The sequence below is a fragment of the Streptomyces sp. NPDC059080 genome, assembly GCF_042739975.1.
Taxonomy (GTDB): domain Bacteria; phylum Actinomycetota; class Actinomycetes; order Streptomycetales; family Streptomycetaceae; genus Streptomyces; species Streptomyces benahoarensis.
The window spans coordinates 1-17,783 of the sequence record NZ_JBHYGX010000066.1 but is presented as its reverse complement, the minus strand read 5'-3'; the positions used below and the strand labels follow the sequence as shown (position 1 = coordinate 17,783).

17 protein-coding genes are annotated in these 17,783 nt (G+C 73.5%); 8 read left to right on the top strand and 9 right to left on the bottom strand.

Going from position 1 to position 17,783, the window contains the following annotated elements:
- Positions 1 to 54: 54 nt before the first annotated feature.
- Positions 55 to 792 carry a ferritin-like fold-containing protein gene (locus ACFWWQ_RS29010; protein ID WP_384602166.1) on the bottom strand — a complete coding sequence of 246 codons (738 nt, stop codon included), beginning with the start codon at positions 790 to 792 and terminating at the stop codon, positions 55 to 57.
- 327 nt (positions 793 to 1,119) lie between these two features.
- On the opposite strand from ACFWWQ_RS29010, the gene ACFWWQ_RS29005 reads away from it, so the two are divergent.
- From ACFWWQ_RS29005 to ACFWWQ_RS28995, 3 genes are all read left to right on the top strand, one after another.
- A complete protein-coding gene (locus ACFWWQ_RS29005) occupies positions 1,120 to 3,330 on the top strand; it encodes a DEAD/DEAH box helicase (protein ID WP_384602176.1) in 2,211 nt (736 codons plus the stop codon).
- A gap of 124 nt (positions 3,331 to 3,454) precedes the next feature.
- Positions 3,455 to 4,306: an alpha/beta fold hydrolase gene (locus ACFWWQ_RS29000; protein ID WP_384602164.1), complete on the top strand. Its 852-nt coding sequence runs from the start codon at positions 3,455 to 3,457 to the stop codon at positions 4,304 to 4,306.
- Positions 4,307 to 4,560: 254 nt separating this feature from the next.
- The gene (locus ACFWWQ_RS28995; protein WP_169750032.1) at positions 4,561 to 4,716 is read left to right on the top strand and encodes a hypothetical protein; all 156 of its coding nucleotides are present in this window, start codon (positions 4,561 to 4,563) and stop codon (positions 4,714 to 4,716) included.
- Positions 4,717 to 4,805: 89 nt separating this feature from the next.
- Here ACFWWQ_RS28995 and ACFWWQ_RS28990 read toward each other — a convergent pair whose 3' ends face one another.
- The 4 genes from ACFWWQ_RS28990 to ACFWWQ_RS28975 all read right to left on the bottom strand — a co-directional run bounded on the left by ACFWWQ_RS28990 (position 4,806) and on the right by ACFWWQ_RS28975 (position 7,994).
- Positions 4,806 to 5,411, bottom strand: a complete 606-nt coding sequence (locus ACFWWQ_RS28990; protein ID WP_384602162.1) for a MarC family protein — start codon at positions 5,409 to 5,411, stop codon at positions 4,806 to 4,808.
- A gap of 127 nt (positions 5,412 to 5,538) precedes the next feature.
- Entirely contained in the window at positions 5,539 to 6,393 is an 855-nt protein-coding gene (locus ACFWWQ_RS28985; protein ID WP_384602160.1) for a PHP domain-containing protein, read from the bottom strand.
- Between the two features lie 178 nt (positions 6,394 to 6,571).
- Complete coding sequence (locus ACFWWQ_RS28980; RefSeq protein WP_384602158.1) at positions 6,572 to 7,210, bottom strand: DUF6758 family protein; 639 nt, start codon at positions 7,208 to 7,210, stop codon at positions 6,572 to 6,574.
- Positions 7,211 to 7,376: 166 nt separating this feature from the next.
- A complete protein-coding gene (locus ACFWWQ_RS28975) occupies positions 7,377 to 7,994 on the bottom strand; it encodes a suppressor of fused domain protein (RefSeq protein ID WP_384602156.1) in 618 nt (205 codons plus the stop codon).
- A 567-nt stretch (positions 7,995 to 8,561) separates the two neighbouring features.
- On the opposite strand from ACFWWQ_RS28975, the gene ACFWWQ_RS28970 reads away from it, so the two are divergent.
- Both ACFWWQ_RS28970 and ACFWWQ_RS28965 read left to right on the top strand, forming a co-directional pair.
- Positions 8,562 to 9,671, top strand: coding sequence for a magnesium and cobalt transport protein CorA (locus ACFWWQ_RS28970; RefSeq protein WP_384602155.1), 1,110 nt, complete (start codon positions 8,562 to 8,564; stop codon positions 9,669 to 9,671).
- A 45-nt stretch (positions 9,672 to 9,716) separates the two neighbouring features.
- Positions 9,717 to 10,256: a hypothetical protein gene (locus ACFWWQ_RS28965; protein WP_384602153.1), complete on the top strand. Its 540-nt coding sequence runs from the start codon at positions 9,717 to 9,719 to the stop codon at positions 10,254 to 10,256.
- A gap of 58 nt (positions 10,257 to 10,314) precedes the next feature.
- Here ACFWWQ_RS28965 and ACFWWQ_RS28960 read toward each other — a convergent pair whose 3' ends face one another.
- Positions 10,315 to 11,097: a hypothetical protein gene (locus tag ACFWWQ_RS28960; RefSeq protein ID WP_384602151.1), complete on the bottom strand. Its 783-nt coding sequence runs from the start codon at positions 11,095 to 11,097 to the stop codon at positions 10,315 to 10,317.
- A gap of 227 nt (positions 11,098 to 11,324) precedes the next feature.
- Between ACFWWQ_RS28960 and ACFWWQ_RS28955 the strand changes: the two genes are divergently transcribed.
- The 3 genes from ACFWWQ_RS28955 to ACFWWQ_RS28945 are packed head-to-tail and all read left to right on the top strand — an operon-like array spanning position 11,325 to position 14,446.
- Positions 11,325 to 12,677 (top strand): magnesium transporter MgtE N-terminal domain-containing protein, encoded by a 1,353-nt coding sequence (locus ACFWWQ_RS28955; protein ID WP_384602150.1) that lies wholly within the window; start codon positions 11,325 to 11,327, stop codon positions 12,675 to 12,677.
- Positions 12,667 to 13,242, top strand: coding sequence for a DUF1003 domain-containing protein (locus tag ACFWWQ_RS28950; RefSeq protein ID WP_384602148.1), 576 nt, complete (start codon positions 12,667 to 12,669; stop codon positions 13,240 to 13,242). The genes ACFWWQ_RS28955 and ACFWWQ_RS28950 overlap by 11 nt, the downstream gene beginning before the upstream one ends.
- A gap of 43 nt (positions 13,243 to 13,285) precedes the next feature.
- A complete protein-coding gene (locus ACFWWQ_RS28945; RefSeq protein ID WP_384602147.1) occupies positions 13,286 to 14,446 on the top strand; it encodes an Mrp/NBP35 family ATP-binding protein in 1,161 nt (386 codons plus the stop codon).
- Positions 14,447 to 14,560: 114 nt separating this feature from the next.
- Here ACFWWQ_RS28945 and ACFWWQ_RS28940 read toward each other — a convergent pair whose 3' ends face one another.
- The 3 genes from ACFWWQ_RS28940 to ACFWWQ_RS28930 all read right to left on the bottom strand — a co-directional run bounded on the left by ACFWWQ_RS28940 (position 14,561) and on the right by ACFWWQ_RS28930 (position 17,629).
- On the bottom strand, positions 14,561 to 15,205 hold the full coding sequence (locus tag ACFWWQ_RS28940; RefSeq protein ID WP_384602145.1) for a hypothetical protein: 645 nt from the start codon (positions 15,203 to 15,205) through the stop codon (positions 14,561 to 14,563).
- Between the two features lie 180 nt (positions 15,206 to 15,385).
- The gene (locus ACFWWQ_RS28935; RefSeq protein ID WP_384602143.1) at positions 15,386 to 15,859 is read right to left on the bottom strand and encodes a sec-independent translocase; all 474 of its coding nucleotides are present in this window, start codon (positions 15,857 to 15,859) and stop codon (positions 15,386 to 15,388) included.
- A gap of 114 nt (positions 15,860 to 15,973) precedes the next feature.
- A complete protein-coding gene (locus ACFWWQ_RS28930) occupies positions 15,974 to 17,629 on the bottom strand; it encodes a trypsin-like peptidase domain-containing protein (protein WP_384602141.1) in 1,656 nt (551 codons plus the stop codon).
- Positions 17,630 to 17,783 lie beyond the last annotated feature (154 nt).

Here is a 17,783-nt window from a genome sequence, read left to right as displayed (position 1 = left end):
GCCCCGGACCGGGTGGTCCGGGGCCGCGCCGTCGTCCTGTCCGCGGGGCGTCGCCTACGCCGCCAGGCCCAGGGCCGCCATCCGCTTGGTGTGCGCCTCGGTGATCCGGGAGAACATCCGGCCGACCTCGGCCAGGTCGAAGCCGCCGGCGACGCCGCCGACCAGCATCGTCGAGAGCGCGTCACGGTCGGCGACCACCCGCTGCGCCTGCGACAGCGCCTCGCCCATCAGCCGCCGCGCCCACAGCGCCAGCCGCCCGCCGACCCGCGGCTCCGCCTCGATCGCGGCGCGCACCTTCTCGACCGCGAAGGTCGCGTGACCGGTGTCGTCCAGGACCGTGAGCACCAGGGCCCGGGTGTCGGTGTCCAGCCGGGCGGCGACCTCGCGGTAGAAGTCGCTGGCGATCGAGTCGCCGACGTACGCCTTGACCAGGCCCTCCAGCCAGTCCGACGGCGCGGTCTGACGGTGGAACTCGTCCAGCGCGGCGGCGAACGGCTCCATCGCCTCGTTGGGCTCCGCCTCGATGTCGGCGAGGCGCTGCCGCAGCCGCTCGAAGTGGTGGAACTCCGCCGACGCCATCTTGGCCAGTTCGGCCTTGTCGTCCATGGTCGGCGCGAGCTTCGAGTCCTCCGCGAGCCGCTCGAAGGCGGACAGCTCGCCGTAGGCGAGGGCGCCCAGCAGGTCGATCACGGCGGCGCGGTAGTGCGGCTCGGCGGATGCCTCCGTCCAGTTCTGGGCGGCGATCCCGGTCGGTTCCGGCGCGTCGGCGGTGGCGGTGTCTGGCGTCTCCATGACCGGCACAATAGTCGGCGGACGGCCCCCGCAGCGCCGGGCCGCCGGGTCCCGTGGCGGACGCCCCGACCGGCCGGGACCGTGTCCGGCCGCGCGGCGCGGGCGGCTTGTTCCCTTTCTCACTCAGACAAGCCTTCGGATGTCCCGTCGCATCCGGGGTACAGTGGTAATGCGCCCGCCGAGTATCGGCGGGTCGTTCCACGCATGCGGATGCCCGGTCGGTGGCCCGATCGGCTCCAACCCGACCGCCCTCCCCCGCGGCGCGTACGCGACGTACGCATCAGCAGGAGGGACACCGCTCGCGGCAGGAGTGCCTGAGCGTTGGCAGTGGTCCCGCGCAGTCGGCTTTGCAACCCGGCCCGTACACACCCCGTACGAAGTGCGGTACGACCCCCTTCGCCGCCTCACGCCGCGTCTCACAGAAGAGGCAAGATTCTGTCTACGTTCCGAGAGCTCGGGATTTTCCCCGAGACCGCCGAGGCCCTCGAAGCCGTCGGCATCGTTTCCCCCTTTCCCATCCAGGAGCTGACGCTCCCCGTCGCGCTCTCCGGCAGCGACGTCATCGGCCAGGCGAAGACCGGCACCGGCAAGACGCTGGGCTTCGGCCTGCCGCTGCTGGAGCGCGTCACCGTCCCCGTCGACGTCGAGGCGGGCCGGTCCACGCCCGAGCAGCTGACCGAGGCGCCGCAGGCGCTCGTCGTCGTCCCCACCCGCGAGCTGTGCCAGCAGGTCACCAACGACCTGCTCACCGCCGGCAAGGTGCGTAACGTCCGAGTGCTGGCGATCTACGGCGGCCGGGCCTACGAGCCGCAGGTCGAGGCGTTGCAGAAGGGCGTCGACGTCGTCGTCGGCACCCCGGGCCGCCTGCTCGACCTCGCGGGCCAGCGCAAGCTCGACCTCTCGCAGGTCCGCAGCCTGGTGCTGGACGAGGCCGACGAGATGCTGGACCTCGGCTTCCTGCCGGACGTCGAGCGGATCATCCAGCTGCTGCCGGCCAAGCGGCAGACGATGCTGTTCTCGGCCACGATGCCCGGCCAGGTCATCTCGCTGGCGCGCCGCTACATGTCGCAGCCCACCCACATCCGCGCCACCGCGCCGGACGACGAGGGCCAGACCGTCGCCAACACCACCCAGCACGTCTTCCGCGCGCACTCCATGGACAAGCCGGAGATGGTCGCGCGCATCCTCCAGGCCGACGGCCGGGGCCTGGCGATGGTGTTCTGCCGGACGAAGCGGACCGCCGCCGACATCGCCGACCAGCTCGCGCGGCGCGGTTTCGCGTCCGGCGCGGTCCACGGCGACCTCGGCCAGGGCGCCCGCGAGCAGGCGCTGCGCGCCTTCCGCAACGGCAAGGTCGACGTCCTGGTCTGCACCGACGTCGCCGCCCGCGGTATCGACGTCGAGGGCGTGACGCACGTCATCAACTACCAGTCCCCCGAGGACGAGAAGACCTACCTGCACCGCATCGGCCGCACCGGCCGCGCGGGCGCCAAGGGCACCGCGGTCACCCTCGTCGACTGGGACGACATCCCGCGCTGGAAGCTGATCAACAAGGCGCTGGAACTGTCGTTCGATGAGCCGGAGGAGACGTACTCCACCTCCCCGCACCTCTACGAGCAGCTGCACATCCCGGCGGGCACCAAGGGCGTGCTGCCGCGCTCGGAGCGGACCCGGGCCGGGCTCGCCGCCGAGGAGGTCGAGGACCTCGGTGAGACCGGCGGCCGCGGTCGCGGTCGCGGCCAGGCCCCGGCGGCCACGGAGGAGCGCCCGCAGCGGACCCGGACCCCTCGGCAGCGGCGGCGCACCCGTGGCGGCGCGGACGTCGACGGTGACGCGGCCCCGCAGCCGCAGGCGGACGCCGCGCTGGACACGGCGGAGGGCGCCCCGGCCGAGGGTGAGTCCCGGCAGCCGCGCCGTCGGCGCCGTACCCGTACGGGCCGGCCGGCGGCCGGGGCCGTGACGCCGGTCGCGGACGCGCAGCCCGCCGCACCCGCCGCCGAGGAGGCGGAGGCCACCCCGGCGAAGCCGCGCCGCCGCCGGACGCGTGCGGCGAAGCCCGCCGAGGCGCAAGCCGTGGTGGAGACCGTGGTGGAGGCCGTGGTGGAGACCGTCGAGGCGCCCGCCGCCCCGGTCGCCGAGGAGGCGCCGGCCAAGCCGAAGCGGACCCGTAAGACCGCCGCGGCCAAGGCCGTGGAGACCGCCGAGGGCGCCGAGGCGCCGGCCAAGCCGAAGCGCACGCGGAAGACCGCGGCGGCGAAGGCGGCGGAGGCCGTGGAGACCGCCGAGGCACCCGAGGCACCCGAGGCACCCGAGGCACCCGCCAAGCCGAAGCGGACGCGGAAGACCGCCGCCAAGGCCGTCGCGCCGGAGGCTTCCGGCGAGGAGGCACCGGCGAAGCCGAAGCGCACCCGGAAGACCGCCGCGGCGAAGGCGGCGGAGGCCGCGGACACCGCGGAGGCGGCCGACGCCCCCGCGAAGCCGGTCCGCCGCCGCACCCGCGCGAAGGCCCCGGCCGCCGAGGCGACGCCGGAGAGCTGATCCGCAGCGCACGACCGACGGCCCGTTCCCGCCCATCCGGCGGGGGCGGGCCGTCGGGGTGTTCCGGGGCGTCGGCGCGTCCGTGCGCGCGGGCGTGCCCGCCGTGGCCGGATAGCCTCGGGGCATGAGCAGGCCGCCGACACTTTCGCTGCCCCCGTGCGCCAGCGCGTACCGCCTCGTCACCGCGCGCGGGGAGTTCGCCGTGCACGACGCCCGGCCCGAGCGGGCGCCGCTCGGTACGGCGCTGCTGGTCCCGGGGTTCACGGGCAGCAAGGAGGACTTCATCGCGCTGCTCGCGCCGCTCGCGGCGGCCGGGTTCCGGGCGGTGGCGGTGGACGGCCGCGGGCAGTACGAGTCCCCCGGCCCCCATGACGTCGCCGCCTACGAGCAGGGCGCGCTGGCGCAGGACGTGCTGGCGCAGGCCCGGGCGCTGGGCGGCCGGGTGCATCTGCTGGGGCATTCGTGCGGCGGGCTGGTGAGCCGGGCCGCGGTGCTGACGGACCCGGGGCCGTTCCGGTCGCTGACGGTGCTCAGCTCCGGCCCGGCGGCCATCGACCCGGCGCAGCAGAACCGCGTACGGATGCTGATCGATGCGCTCGGCACGCTGGACATGGCGACGGTCTGGCAGGCGATGCGGGCGCTCGACCCGCCGGAGGCGCCGGGCGCCGGGACGCCGCCGGAGATCAGGGAGTTCCTGCGGCGCCGCTGGCTGGCGACCGTCCCCGAGCAGTTGATCGCCACGGGGCGGCAGATGCTGGAGGAACCGGACCGGGTCGATGAGCTGGCCGCGGTGCCGCTGCCCAAGCATCTCGTCTCCGGCACGGTGGACTACGCCTGGCCGGTGCCGCTGATCGACAAGATGGCGGCGCGGCTGGCCGCCCGCCGCACGGTCGTCCCGGGCGCGGAGCACTCCCCCAACGCGGAGCGCCCCGTGGAGACCGCCGCCGCGCTGGCCGCCTTCTGGGGCGAGCACTGAGCCGTCCGCCGGGACGCGTACCCGGTGACGGCGCGCGCTGATCTGCGGCCGTACGAGCCGGTGTGCGGCGGCGTTCCGGCCGGGCTCATCGTCCCCTCCTCACCTGCAAATACTTAGACCATCGAAAATTTTCCTTAGCGTAGGGAATGTTTGCAGGGGTCCAGGACGTTGGACAGGTCAGAAGCTCGGGCAGCGACGCCCGCGCTCGCCATCCATCAGTTCTCCTGCAGGAGGATCAGACGAAGGGAAGCCGTATGCGCTTCGAGATCATGCGCCTGGACGATGTCGACGGCACTGCCGTGGACAGCACCGTCGTGGACGCCGCCTCCGTCAACCGGATCGTGCAGCAGGCCGCCGCAATCGGCCAGCGCATCTACATCCGCCCGGCCGACACCGTCGCCGCCCGGTAGCACCGACGCCGCCCCGCGCGGTACGCACGGATGCGCCCCCGTACGGAAGTGCCGTACGGGGGCGCGGCTGTGTCCGGGGCCGGGCGCCGTCAAGCGCCCTGGACGACCTGGGTGATGCCGTTGATGATCTGCTGCACGGCGAGCGCGGAGAGCATCATGCCCGCGAGCCGGGTCACCAGCACCACACCGCCGTCCTTGATGACCCGGATGATCAGCAGCGAGAACCGCATCGCCAGGTAGAGGACGACATGGATCGCGACGATGGCGGTCCACACCGCCAGCTGTGCGGTGAAGCCGTGGGCGTGCTGGACGGCGAGGATCACCGACACGATCGCACCGGGCCCGGCCAGCAGCGGCATACCCAGCGGGACCAGCGCCACGTTGACGTCCTTGGTCTGGGTGGGCTCCTCGGACTTGCCGGTGAGCAGGTTCAGCGCGACCAGCAGCAGGAGCAGACCGCCCGCGATCATCAGGGCGGGCGTGCTGATGTGCAGCCGGCCCAGTATCTGGCGGCCGAAGAGCCCGAAGACGGCGATGACGCAGAACGCGACGGTCGCCGCCTGCCAGGCCATCCGGCGCTGGACCTTGGCGGGCCGCCCGGCGGTCAGCCCGAGAAAGATCGGGGTGATCCCGGGGGGATCCATGATGACAAAAAGGGTGACGAAGAGAGTACTGAAGGCAGCGACGTCGAACACGGTGATGAATGGCCTTGCGAGGGAGATGGAGCGGAGGGGGACGGCACACCGGCACGGCGGCGCGCGGGCGCACCGCACCTGCACGGGCGCCGGAAGGAAGGGACCGCCGGACTCGGGCGGCGGAGGCTCAGCCGCCCGCGCCGGGGACGGGGAAGGCGCCGGTGGCCCGGCGCACGATCTCGCCGTAGATCTCCGGGTCGGTGGTGTATTCGCCCAGCTCACAGGTCTTGTGGCTGCCGTGGTAGTCGCTGGAGCCGGTGGTCAGCAGCCCCAGCTCGGCGGCGAGGCCGCGCAGCCTGGCACGGGTCGGCACATCGTGGTCCATGTGGTCGACCTCGATGCCGTCGAGACCGGCGGCGGCCAGCTCGACGAGGGCACCCTCGGGCACACCGGCGCCACGCTTGACGGCCGCGGGGTGCGCGACGACGGCGACGCCGCCCGCGCCCTTGATCAGCCGTAGCGCCTCGAACGGGTCCAGCTCGTGCTTGTCGACGTACGCGCGGCCGTCGTTGGCCAGCCACTGCGAGGTGAACGCGTCGGAGACGGTGGGCACGACGCCCAGGGCGACCAGGGCGGTGGCCACATGGGGCCGTCCCACGGCGCCGTCACCGGCGATGGCGGCGACCTGCTCCCAGGTGATCGGGACGCCCAGCTCACGGAGTTTGGCGACCATGCCCTGGGCGCGCGGCACCCGGTCGTCGCGGAGCAGCGCCCGCTCGCGGGCGAACGCGGGCTCCTCCGGGTCGAAGAGGTAGGCGAGCATGTGCAGCCCGGTGCCTGCGATCCGGCAGGACAGCTCGGCGCCGGTGACCAGCGTCAGCCCGGCGGGCAGCGCTTCGCGCGCCGCGGCGTGCCCGGCGACGGTGTCGTGATCGGTCAGGGCGACGACGTCCAGCCCGCGGGCGGCGGCGTGGGCCACCAGCTCGGCGGGGGTGTCCGTACCGTCGGACGCGGTGGAGTGGGTGTGCAGATCGATGCGCACGACGCTGAACTCCCCCCTACGGGACGGTGACCGGACGGGCGCCCCGCGCGGCCGCCGTCGGCGCGCCACAAGGCGTCCCGCCAAGGATACCGGCCCACAGAACACCCCCGTCCGCCCCAGGGAGGACGTACGGGGCGCCTCCCGTACGCCCAGGACGTACGGGAGCCGGGCCCGGGGCTCAGGACAGCAGCCGCGGCGAGAGCGCCCCGCACGGCAGCAGGTCGACCTCGGCGCCCGCCTCGCGCAGATCGGTGAGGACCAGCTCGTCGTACATCAGCAGGCCGGACTGCTCGGGCCAGACGATCGCCCACAGCCAGAGCCCGCGGGCCTCCCCGGCGAAGACCACGCGGTCTGCCGGGGAGCCCTCGACGTGCCACATCGGGGTCGGGCGGCCGGAGGTGAGGATCTTGGTGTGCGGGGCGGCGTCGACGTGCATACGGGGGCCGGGGTCCGGGCCGTCGATCCCGGCGTAACGGGCGCCGAGCCCCACGCCCAGCTCCTCGGCGATCAGCAAGAGCTCGCCGGGACCGCCGAGCGGGCCGGGGCCGGAGCAGGCGACGGCGGTGGCGCGGCCACCGCTGCGGTCGTCACCGGCGCAGGCCACACCCGTGAAGAGCCAGCCGACCGGCAGTGGCCAGGGCATCCACACCGGGACCTGTGAACGGTTCACGACAACGCCGAGCGCCTCGACGCTCGGCGGGACGACCGGCTGGAGCGGCTGCACGGTGCCGTGGACGGCGCACTGCCAGGAGTCGGAGAAGAGACCGGGCGCCCGGACGCGGCCACCGCACTTCGGGCAACTGGGTTCACCCCTCATAGGGATCCACGGTCCTCCAGCCACGCGGTCGCGTCAAGGACGATCACCCGACCGGTCGGAATGTTCCGCACACCGGAACGGGCCCGCCGGACGCCGCCCGGGAGGCCGCCGCGCACCGGGCACGGGCCCCGGCGACGGCCTCGCGCGGCCCGGCCGCAGGCGCGCCTCACGACAGGTCCGCGCCGCCGCGCAGCGGGTCCCGCAGGTCCGTGCCCTGCGCCAGCCACCGCTCCTGGAGCGCCTCCGCGCCGTGCACCCGCTTCCACGCCGCCTCGTTGGGCGTCATCGGCAGCAGCGGCAGGAAACGCACCGGATCCAGCGGCGCGTCCAGCTCCAGATCCTCGACGAGGCCGCCGGACGCGGCGACCAGGACGGAGGTGAACCCGGCACCGGGCCACAGCGGCTCACCGGTGTCCAGGGAGGCGCCCGGCGCCACCACCACGCCCTCGACCTGCGGTGACGCGGCGAGCACGGCGAGCGGCCGCAGCACCTTGTCGATATCGGCGCGGCCCGGCCGCAGCGTGATCACCAACTCGGCGCGGGGCCCGGCCACCGGGTCGGCGAAGACCACCGACGGGGGCGCGCCCAGGCCCGGCGCGGAGCCCGCCGGGTCCGTCATCGGGTGGGCGGACATCCCGAGCGTCGCGTAGCGGACCACGCCGTCGCCGGCAAAGCGCAGCACCTCGATGCGGTCGGTGCCGAGGAAGGTGACGGCGGCGCGGGCGTCCGGCTCGCCCAGGGCGGTACGCAGCCGGGCTTCGACCAGATCGAGAACGTCAGACATGGGGCGAGCATAAAGCGGCCCCGCGAGGCGTCCGGAGGGCCACCCGACGGCACCGCGGCGCGGCCGCGGGGCCGGGCGGCGGACCCGGATGCGGGCACGCTGGAGAAGGCCGTGAATCGGCTTCGTATCGAACAGGCAAAGCGGCGCGGCGGCACCACGGGCGGCTGATAGCCTGCCATCTGGTCAGGGAATGACGCTGTCCCCCAGCGGGGACCGGCCGGAGGAGGTGGGGCTGCGGTGGATCCGAGTCGACCGTGCAGTACCGATAGTTCTCCTGTCATCCCGCTCGCGCAGCGAATCTTCTGAGCCGAAGGCTTCCGTACCCCGCAGTCCAGCGGGAAAACATGTGAAGTTCCTTCGCGTCGGACGGAGATGACGGAAGAGCGCCTTCGCCCCTCTTCTGTTCCGTATCTCTCAGCGAATTCCTCGAATTCTCCGCGCGCCGTCAGTGCCCCGGCACCGAACGCCGCCCGCTTTGCGGACGTACGGCCGATGACGCCTCGTACGTCCACGTTCCGGGTTGCGTTACGCCCCGCGCACGACGGCCGGCCCGTGAAGGAGCTTGCCATGTCGATGATCCGTGACCTGCGCGCCGCCGTCCGTCCCTCCCGCCGCCGTGACGGCGCCGCCTTCGTCTACGAGAAGTCCGCTCCGGCCTGCGTGAACAGTGCCATCGTCGACTGCGCCGTCTACCGCGAGGGCCGCCGGGTGCAGGAAGCCTGCACCCCCGCCGAGGCGATGGCGAGCGTCCGGACCGAGGGTGGCTTCGCCTGGATCGGGCTGCACGAGCCGTCGGAGGCCGAATTCGCCGGTATCGCCGCGGAGTTCGGGCTGCACCCGCTCGCCGTCGAGGACGCCGTCCACGCCCATCAGCGGCCGAAGCTGGAGCGCTACGACGACACCCTGTTCACGGTCTTCAAGACCGTCCACTACGTCGAGCACACCGAGCTGACCGCGACCAGCGAGGTCGTGGAGACCGGCGAGGTGATGTGCTTCACCGGCCGGGACTTCATCGTGACCGTCCGGCACGGCGGCCAGGGCTCGCTGCGGGCGCTGCGCCACCGCCTCCAGGACGACCCCGAGCTGCTGGCCAAGGGCCCGTCGGCGGTACTGCACGCCATCGCCGACCAGGTCGTCGACGGGTACATCGCGGTCGCCGGTGCCGTACAGGACGACATCGACGAGGTGGAGATCGACGTCTTCAGCTCGGGCACCGGCCGGGGGGCGACCCGGGGCGGCGACGCCGGGCGGATCTACCAACTCAAGCGCGAGGTGCTGGAGTTCAAGCGCGCGGTCGGGCCGCTGCTGCGGCCGTTGCAGCTGCTGAGCGAGCGGCCGATGCGGCCCGTCGATTCCGACATCCAGAAGTACTTCCGCGACGTCGCCGACCACCTGGCGCGCGTCAACGAGCAGGTGCTCTCCTTCGACGACCTGCTCAACTCCATCCTCCAGGCCAACCTCGCGCAGGCGGCCGTCGCGCAGAACGAGGACATGCGCAAGATCACCTCGTGGGCCGCGATCTTCGCCGTCCCCACGATGATCGCCGGGATCTACGGCATGAACTTCCACTCCATGCCGGAGCTGCACTGGAAGTACGGCTACCCGGCGGTGCTGGTGGCGACCGTCGCGCTCTGCTTCGGCATCCACCGCGGCTTCAAGCGCAACGGCTGGCTCTGACGCGCCCCCGGGGGCGCGCGTACCAGGCCGATTAGGCTGACGGGCATGACATCGACCGCGTCGCAGGCGCTCCAGGACCGCGCGCTCATCGAAGAGGCCACGAAGAAGTCCGCCCTGATCTGGGTACGGGGGGCCACCGGCCCGTCCCGGGCGCTGTGGCATCTGTGGGTGGACGGCGCGGCGTGCCTGGTCGGCGACGGCGCGGGCGAGCAGCCGCTGGCGGATCTGGGGCTGGCCGACGGCGCCACCGCGACGGTCACCGTCCGCAGCAAGGACAAGGGCGGGCGCCTCGTGGCATGGCAGGCGCACGTCGTGGAGATGGCGCCGGAGAGTGCGGCGTGGCGCACCGCGGTCGACGAACTGAAGGGCAAGCGGCTCAACGCCCCGGACGCGGAGGCGATCTTGGAGCGCTGGGCGGCCGAGTGCCGGGTGCTGCGGCTGGAGCCCGTCGGCGGCGCCGAGCAGCGCCCCGGCACCATGCCGGACGAGGCCCACGCCGCCCCGCCGCTGCCCTCCCCCGCGATCACCCGCCGCCCGGTCCCGGCGGCACTGCCCAAGCTGCTGCGCCGGGGACGTAAGGGCTGAGCGGCAGAAGGGCGGGGCGGACCGTGCGCCCCGCACCCCGGCCGCATGGCCGCGCCCCTCAGCGCCCCGAAGCCGCCGACACCTGCTTCCCGTAGTCCACGATCTGGTCCTGCGACGGCGGCTTGAGGGAGACGCCCTTGTCCCAGTCGTCGAAGCGGACCGTGCCCGCGTCGCCGCCGCGCTCCAGGCGCAGCGGGTAGGGCGTGCCCTCCAGGGAGACGTCGAGGGTGCCGCCGGAGCCCGCGCCGCCCGCGACGCGGATGGTCTTCACCCCGCCGACGGTGGCGTGGTCGCCGGTCGCGAGCGTGCCGCGCAGCGCGAGCAGGCTCGCCAGCAGCGTGTCCTTGTCGGTGAAGCCGCTGAAGCGCTGGTAGACCGGGTCGGCGGCGGGCACCTTGACGTACTTGCCGCCGAGCTTGTCCGCCGCCGACGCGTCGTTCCCGCCGCCGCCCGCCTTCTCCCCGGCCCAGAACGCGGCGTCCGCCTTGAGGTAGAGCGCGTCACCGACCCGCAGCAGCGCGAACGTCGACTTACGGGTGGTGAGTTGGCCCTTGGCTCCGTCGCCGGCGAGGTGCATGTCCAGCTTGTAGGTGGCGCCCTGGCTGACGAAGCTGCCGGAGAGGCGGACCGTCCCGGCGTGCTCGGCCGCCGCCCGCGCCTTCGCCTCGATCTTCGGGGCGGGCAGCTTGCCGACGCCGTTCGTCCCGGCGTCCGGATCCTCGGCGCACCCCGCCAGTGCCACGGCCAGCCCCGCGCACACCGCCCCCAGGAGCGCCGTCCGCCCCGCGTGACGGGTGACGGCCACGGTTCGGGGGCCCGGCCCCGAGGGGGTTGCACTCACGTCGGCTCTGCCTCCTGTTACGGGTGACCTCGACAGCAGTACGGCAGCGTACCGGTCCCGCGGGGGCACTTCGGCACCCCCGCCGTCCGCCGCCGTACGGGCCGCCCGCCGGGGCGCGGACGAGCCGGGCGCGTTAGCCTGAACCCGGATTGACTCCTTTGTATCGATATTCCTTGTCCCTGCTACCGTCCCCCACCCGATCGGCCGAAGGAACGGAGGCGCGCTGTATGGCGGTGGTGACTCCCCGGGTCTTCGTCTCGCACCTGTCCGGCGTCGCCGTCTTCGACCCCAACGGCGACCAGGTCGGACGGGTCCGCGACCTGGTCGCGATGTTGCGGACGAAGGGCAGCGGCACCCGTGAGGGCCGCCCGCCCCGGCTGCTGGGGCTGGTCGTCGAGGTCGCCGGGCGGCGCCGCGTCTTCCTGCCGATGACCCGGGTGACGGGCGTGGAGTCCGGTCAGGTCGTCACCACCGGCGTGATCAACATGCGCCGCTTCGAGCAGCGCGCCTCGGAGACGCTGGTCCTCGGCGAACTCCTCGACCGCCGGGTGCGGCTGGTGGAGACCGGCGATGAGGTCACCGTCCTCGACATCGGCATCATCCAGCTCCCGGCCCGCCGCGACTGGGAGATCGACAAGGTCTTCGTCCGTCGTGGCAAGGGCGGGGCGCTGCGCCGCAAGGGGGAGGCGCTGACCGTCGAGTGGTCGGCGGTGACCGGGTTCTCCCTGGAGGAGCACGGGCAGGGCGCGGAGAATCTGCTCGCCACCTTCGAGCAGCTGCGCCCCGCCGACCTCGCCGGGGTGCTGCACCACCTGTCGGCCAAGCGCCGCGCGGAGGTCGCCGCCGCCCTCGACGACGACCGGCTCGCGGACGTCCTGGAGGAGCTGCCCGAGGACGACCAGATCGAGATCCTGGGCAAGCTGAAGGAGCAGCGCCGGGCCGAGGTCCTGGAGGCGATGGACCCGGACGACGCCGCCGACCTCCTCTCCGAACTCCCCGAGGAGGAGAAGGAGAGGCTGCTGACGCTGATGCGCCCGGAGGACGCCGCGGACGTCCGGCGCCTGATGGCGTACGAGGAGCGCACCGCGGGCGGTCTGATGACGACGGAGCCGATCGTGCTGCGGCCGGACGCGACGGTCGCGTACGCGCTGGCCCGGGTGCGCGACCCGGACCTCTCCCCCGCGCTGGCCGCCCAGATCTACGTCTGCCGGCCGCCCGACGAGACGCCGACGGGCAAGTTCCTCGGCGTGGTCCACTTCCAGCGGCTGCTGCGCGATCCGCCGTTCACGCTGGTCAGCTCGATCGCCGACACCGATCTGCCGCCGCTGCCACCGGACGCCACGCTGCCCGAGGTGACCCGCCATCTGGCGACGTACAACCTCGTCTCCGCGCCGGTCGTCGACGACAGCGGCGCGCTGCTGGGCTCCGTCACCGTCGATGACGTCCTCGACCATCTGCTGCCGGACGACTGGCGGGAGACGGAACTGCACGGCGAGGAGCAGCCCGCCGAGGAACAGCCCATCGAGGAGCGGCCCGAGGACAACGGGCGGGCGCCGGAGGTGGACGACGGTGGGGCCTGAGGAGCGGGAGGGCGTCCGGGCGCGGGCGAACGGTTCGTCGGCGCTGCGGCGCGGTGCGAACGAGCGGCCGCGGGTCCGCCTCGACCAGCCGCGGGTGCCGCGCCGCTCCCTGCTGCCGGAGTACGACCCGGACGCGTTCGGGCGGATGTCGGAGAAGATCGCCCGTTTCCTGGGGACGGGCCGGTTCCTCGTCTGGATGACGGTGATCATCATCCTGTGGATCTGCTGGAACGTCACCGTGCCCCTCGGCCTCCGGTTCGACCAGTACCCGTTCATCTTCCTGACGCTGGCGCTCTCCCTCCAGGCGTCGTACGCGGCGCCGCTGATCCTGCTGGCGCAGAACCGTCAGGACGACCGCGACCGCGTCACCCACGAGCAGGACCGTGGCCGCAACGACCGGTCGATCGCCGACACCGAGTACCTGACGCGGGAGATCGCGGCGCTCCGGCTGGGTCTCGGCGAGGTCGCCACCCGCGACTGGATCCGCTCCGAGCTGGCGGAGCTGATCAGGGAGCTGGAGACGCGGCAGCCGGACGAGGCGGGGCGTGACGAACGCGACCGCTGAACGGGCTTTCCGCCACACGCCTGCACCGCCGTAATATCGGGGCATGGCTACCGACACGCCCCCAGGCGCCGCGCCGAGCGAGGACGCGGTCCGCGATGCGCTCGCGACGGTGAACGACCCCGAGATCCACCGCCCCATCACCGAACTGGGGATGGTCAAATCGGTGGACATCGCGGCGGACGGCGCGGTGGCGGTCGTCGTCTACCTCACCGTCTCCGGCTGCCCGATGCGCGAGACGATCATCTCCCGCGTCCGCGAAGCGGTCTCCCGCGTCGACGGCGTCACCGACGTCGGCGTCGAGCTGGACGTGATGAGCGACGAGCAGCGCAAGGAGCTGACGGCGGCGCTGCGCGGCACCACCGCCGAGCGCGAGGTGCCGTTCGCCAAGCCCGGTTCGCTGACCCGCGTCTACGCGGTCGCCTCCGGCAAGGGCGGCGTCGGCAAGTCGTCGGTGACGGTCAACCTCGCCGCGGCGATGGCGGCGGACGGTCTGAAGGTCGGTGTCGTGGACGCCGACATCTACGGCCACTCCGTCCCGCGGATGCTGGGCGCCGACGGCCGTCCCACCCAGGTCGAGAACATGATCATGCCGCCGTCGGCGCACGGCGTGAAGGTCATCTCCATCGGCATGTTCACGCCCGGCAACGCCCCGGTCGTCTGGCGCGGCCCGATGCTGCACCGCGCCCTCCAGCAGTTCCTCGCCGATGTGTACTGGGGCGACCTCGACGTCCTCCTCCTCGACCTGCCGCCCGGCACCGGCGACATCGCCATCTCGGTGGCGCAGCTCGTCCCCAACGCCGAGATCCTGGTCGTCACCACGCCCCAGCAGGCGGCGGCCGAGGTCGCCGAGCGGGCCGGGTCGATCGCGGTGCAGACCCACCAGAAGATCGTCGGCGTGGTCGAGAACATGTCCGGGCTGCCGTGCCCGCACTGCGACGAGATGGTCGACGTGTTCGGCACCGGCGGCGGCGAGCGGGTCGCCGAGGGCCTGACGAGGACGACCGGCGCGCAGGTGCCGGTGCTCGGTTCCATCCCGATCGACGTCCGGCTGCGCGAGGGCGGCGACGAGGGCAAGCCGGTGGTGCTGAGCGACCCCGACTCCCCCGCGGGCGCCGCGATCCGCGCCATCGCCGGAAAGCTCGGCGGCCGTCAGCGCGGCCTCCAGGGCATGTCGCTGGGGATCACCCCGCGCAACAAGTTCTGACCTGCTGACCTGCTGACCTGCTGACCCGCTGACCTGCTGCGGATCATCCGCCACACCGTCGAGGGGGCGGACCGGGAATCTCCGGTCCGCCCCCTCGTCGTCGCTGCGCCGCGCTCAGCCCTCGTACGCGACGAGGTCGTTGATCACCCCGAAGCCGAGGCCGTACGCGCTCATCCCCCGGCCGTACGCACCGATGTGCACGCCGTCCTCGCCACCGCCCGCCGACCCGGCCAGTACCCAGCCGTACGCGGACTCGCGGTAGCGGAACGGGGTCGGCTCGCCGTCGACCGGCAGCAGCAGCTCGCTCCAGCCCTCGCCGTCGAGCTCGTCCGCCAGCTCCCAGGCGAGGGCGGTCTGCTGGTCCAGCCAGTCCTGGCGCAGCACGCGGTCCATCGTCGACGGCCAGGTGTGCGCGAGCAGCCCGGAACCGGCCAGCCACGCCGCGGTCGAGACGGAGGTGGCGTCCAGCACGCCGGTACCGTCGCCGCTGCGCCGCACCGGCCGCCCGGCGACCGTCACCACGACCGTGAACCGCTCGTCCTTGGGGGTCTCGACCTTTACCGTCGGCTCCTCGCCGTGGCCGGTCGCACCGTGTTCGACGGTGCCGTCGGCGGCGGCGCCGACCCGCATCAGCCAGCGCGGGCCGGTGAACGCCTCATCGAGGCCGTACCAGGGGAAGGCCGCCAGCAGATAGCCGTCGACCTTCCGCCCCGCGTCGGCCGTATCCGCCTGGGCCGCAGCCCGACTCACCGTCTCCATCTGCGCGGAGCCTCCTCGTTGCCCTGTGTCGTGGGCGGCCCGCCCCCCTCAGGCGTCCTCACCCCGGACACCGGGAGCATAGCCACCGGCCGGGCGGGACAGAGCGCAAGGGCGTGCCCGCGACGTGCGACATCCGCCCGGTGGACGAGTGCACCGGGCGGATACGGGGAGGGAGAAGGCTCAGGTGGCGTCGGTGTCGAAGGGCGGGCGCTCGCCCGGGGCCAGGCCGCCGGAGGGCTTCTTCGTGAAGTCGATGCGGCCCGAGGAGGACGCGTCATCCTTGGCGAGGTTCAGCCGTCCGCCGCCGGTCGGGGCGTCGTCGTGGCCGCGGACCGCGTCGGTGACGTCGGCCATCTCCTTCTTGAGGTCGAACCCGTCCCGGATCTCCTGAAGATCCTTCAGGCCGTACTCGTCCTTCTCCAGGACGTGCTTACGGACGAAGTTCTTCGGGTGCAGATCGTCGAACTCGAAGTCCTTGAACTCCGGGCCCAGCTCGCTGCGGATGTCCTCCTTGGCACTGTCCGAGAACGCCCGGACCTTGCGGATGAAGCCCGTCACGTCCTGGATGACCTTGGGCAGCTTGTCCGGGCCGAAGATGAGCACACCAAGGATCGCGAGAGCCACCAGCTCCAGGGGTCCTATGTCGAAGAACACCTTCAGCTCCTTGGTTGTCTGCGGCCGATGGCCTGCCCGGGGCCAGGCCACCCCTCACGGTACCTGGCCCCACGCGTCGTACGGGAGTCACCCGCGCCAACACCACACAAACGATCAGCCGGTGCCGGACGAGCCGAGCGTGAGGCGGACGGTGCGGTCCGCGCCGCCGCGGCGCAGGGTCAGCGTCAGCGTGTCGCCCGGCCGGTGGCTGCGGATCTTGATGATCAGCTCCTCGCCGCTGTGGACGGGGGCGCCGTCCAGCCGGGTGATGACGTCGCCGCCCTTGATCCCGGCCTTGGCGGCGGGGCCGCCCGGGGTGACCGGGTTCCGGCCGTCCTTGGCGAGACCGCTGACGCGCGCGCCGTCGCCCGGGTACTCCATCTCCAGCGTGACGCCGATGACCGGGTGGGTGGCCCGGCCGGTGTTGATCAGCTCCTCGGCGACGCGTTTGGCCTGGTTGATCGGTATGGCGAAGCCCAGCCCTATGCTGCCGCCCTGGGTGGTGCCGTCGGGGCTGGAGCCGTCGGCCGCGCGGATGGCGCTGTTGATCCCGATCACCCGGGCCCGGCCGTCGACCAGCGGCCCGCCGGAGTTGCCCGGGTTGATCGGCGCGTCCGTCTGCAGCGCGTCCACGTATGACACATCGCTGCCGTCGCCCTTCTCGCCACCCGCCGTGATGGGCCGCTGCTTGGCGCTGATGATCCCGGCGGTGACGGTGTTGGCGAGGTCGTACGGCGCGCCGATGGCCACCACCGGGTCGCCGACGCGCGCCGCGTCGGAGTTGCCGAGGGTGAGCGGATGCAGCCCGGAGACGCCGTCGACCTGGACGACGGCGAGGTCGTAGCCGCTGTCCCGGCCCACCACGCGCGCCTTGGCGGTCTGCCCGCCGCTGAACGTCACCGAGATCTCGCCGCCCTCCCCGGCGGGCTCCACGACGTGGTTGTTGGTGAGGATGTGGCCCTGCTTGTCGAGGACGAAGCCGGTGCCGGTGCCCTGCTCGGCGTTGCCCCGCACGTGAAGCGTGACGACGCCGGGCAGCGCGGTCTGCGCGATCCCGGCGACGCTGTGCGGATCGCGGGGCCGGGGCTCCTCGTCGTCCTGCGGCAGGACGATGTCGCCCGGCCCGCCGTGGCGCTCGACGTACACGCCGACGGTGCCGCCCACGCCCCCGGCGAGCAGCGCGAGCAGCACCGCGCCGACGACGAGCGGGCCGCGCCTCGAACGCCGGACCGGCGGCGGCACGGCGGGGCCGTTCTGCCCCGGCGGGCTCCACGGGTCGTACTGCTGCCAGGCGCCGCCCGGGTGCGCCGGGACGAGGTGGCCGTGCTCACCGGACGTCTCGCGGTGCGGTACGAGCCGCTCCGGCGGCAGCGGCGCGTCGGCGCCCACGACGGCGGGCAGCGGCACGAACCCGCCGCCGTCCGTCCCGCTCCCGCCCTGCGGATACGGCTGCGGCGGTACGGGCAGCTCGGCCGGGAGCGGCTGCTCGCCGTACGGCAGCGCGGGCGCCTGCGGCGGCAGCGCCCCCGGCAGCGGCGGCGCAGCGGTGCCGTAGCCGCCGGCCGCGACGGGCTGTGGCAGCTGGGTGCCGTGCGCCGGAGTGGTCACCGGCCGCTGCACCGGCGGCGCGGGCGCCCAGGGCCCGGGGTCGCCGTAGGGGGGCGTGCCGTAGGGGTCCTGGGGGTGGCGGGGGCGGGGGCGATCGGAGGCAGCGGCCGGACTGCCCGTCGGTGCGGTTGCCGCTTCGGGCTCGGCCTTGGCGAGCTGCACGGTGGCGCGGGAGACGGGGACAGCAGGCTCGGAGGCAGGCGCCTCGGCGGGGGCCCCGGGCGCGGGGGGGGGCGCCGCCCCCCCCGCCGGCGGCGCGGGCCCGGGCGGGGGGGGCCCCCCCCCCCGCCCCGCCGCGCGCCCCCCGCGCCCCCCC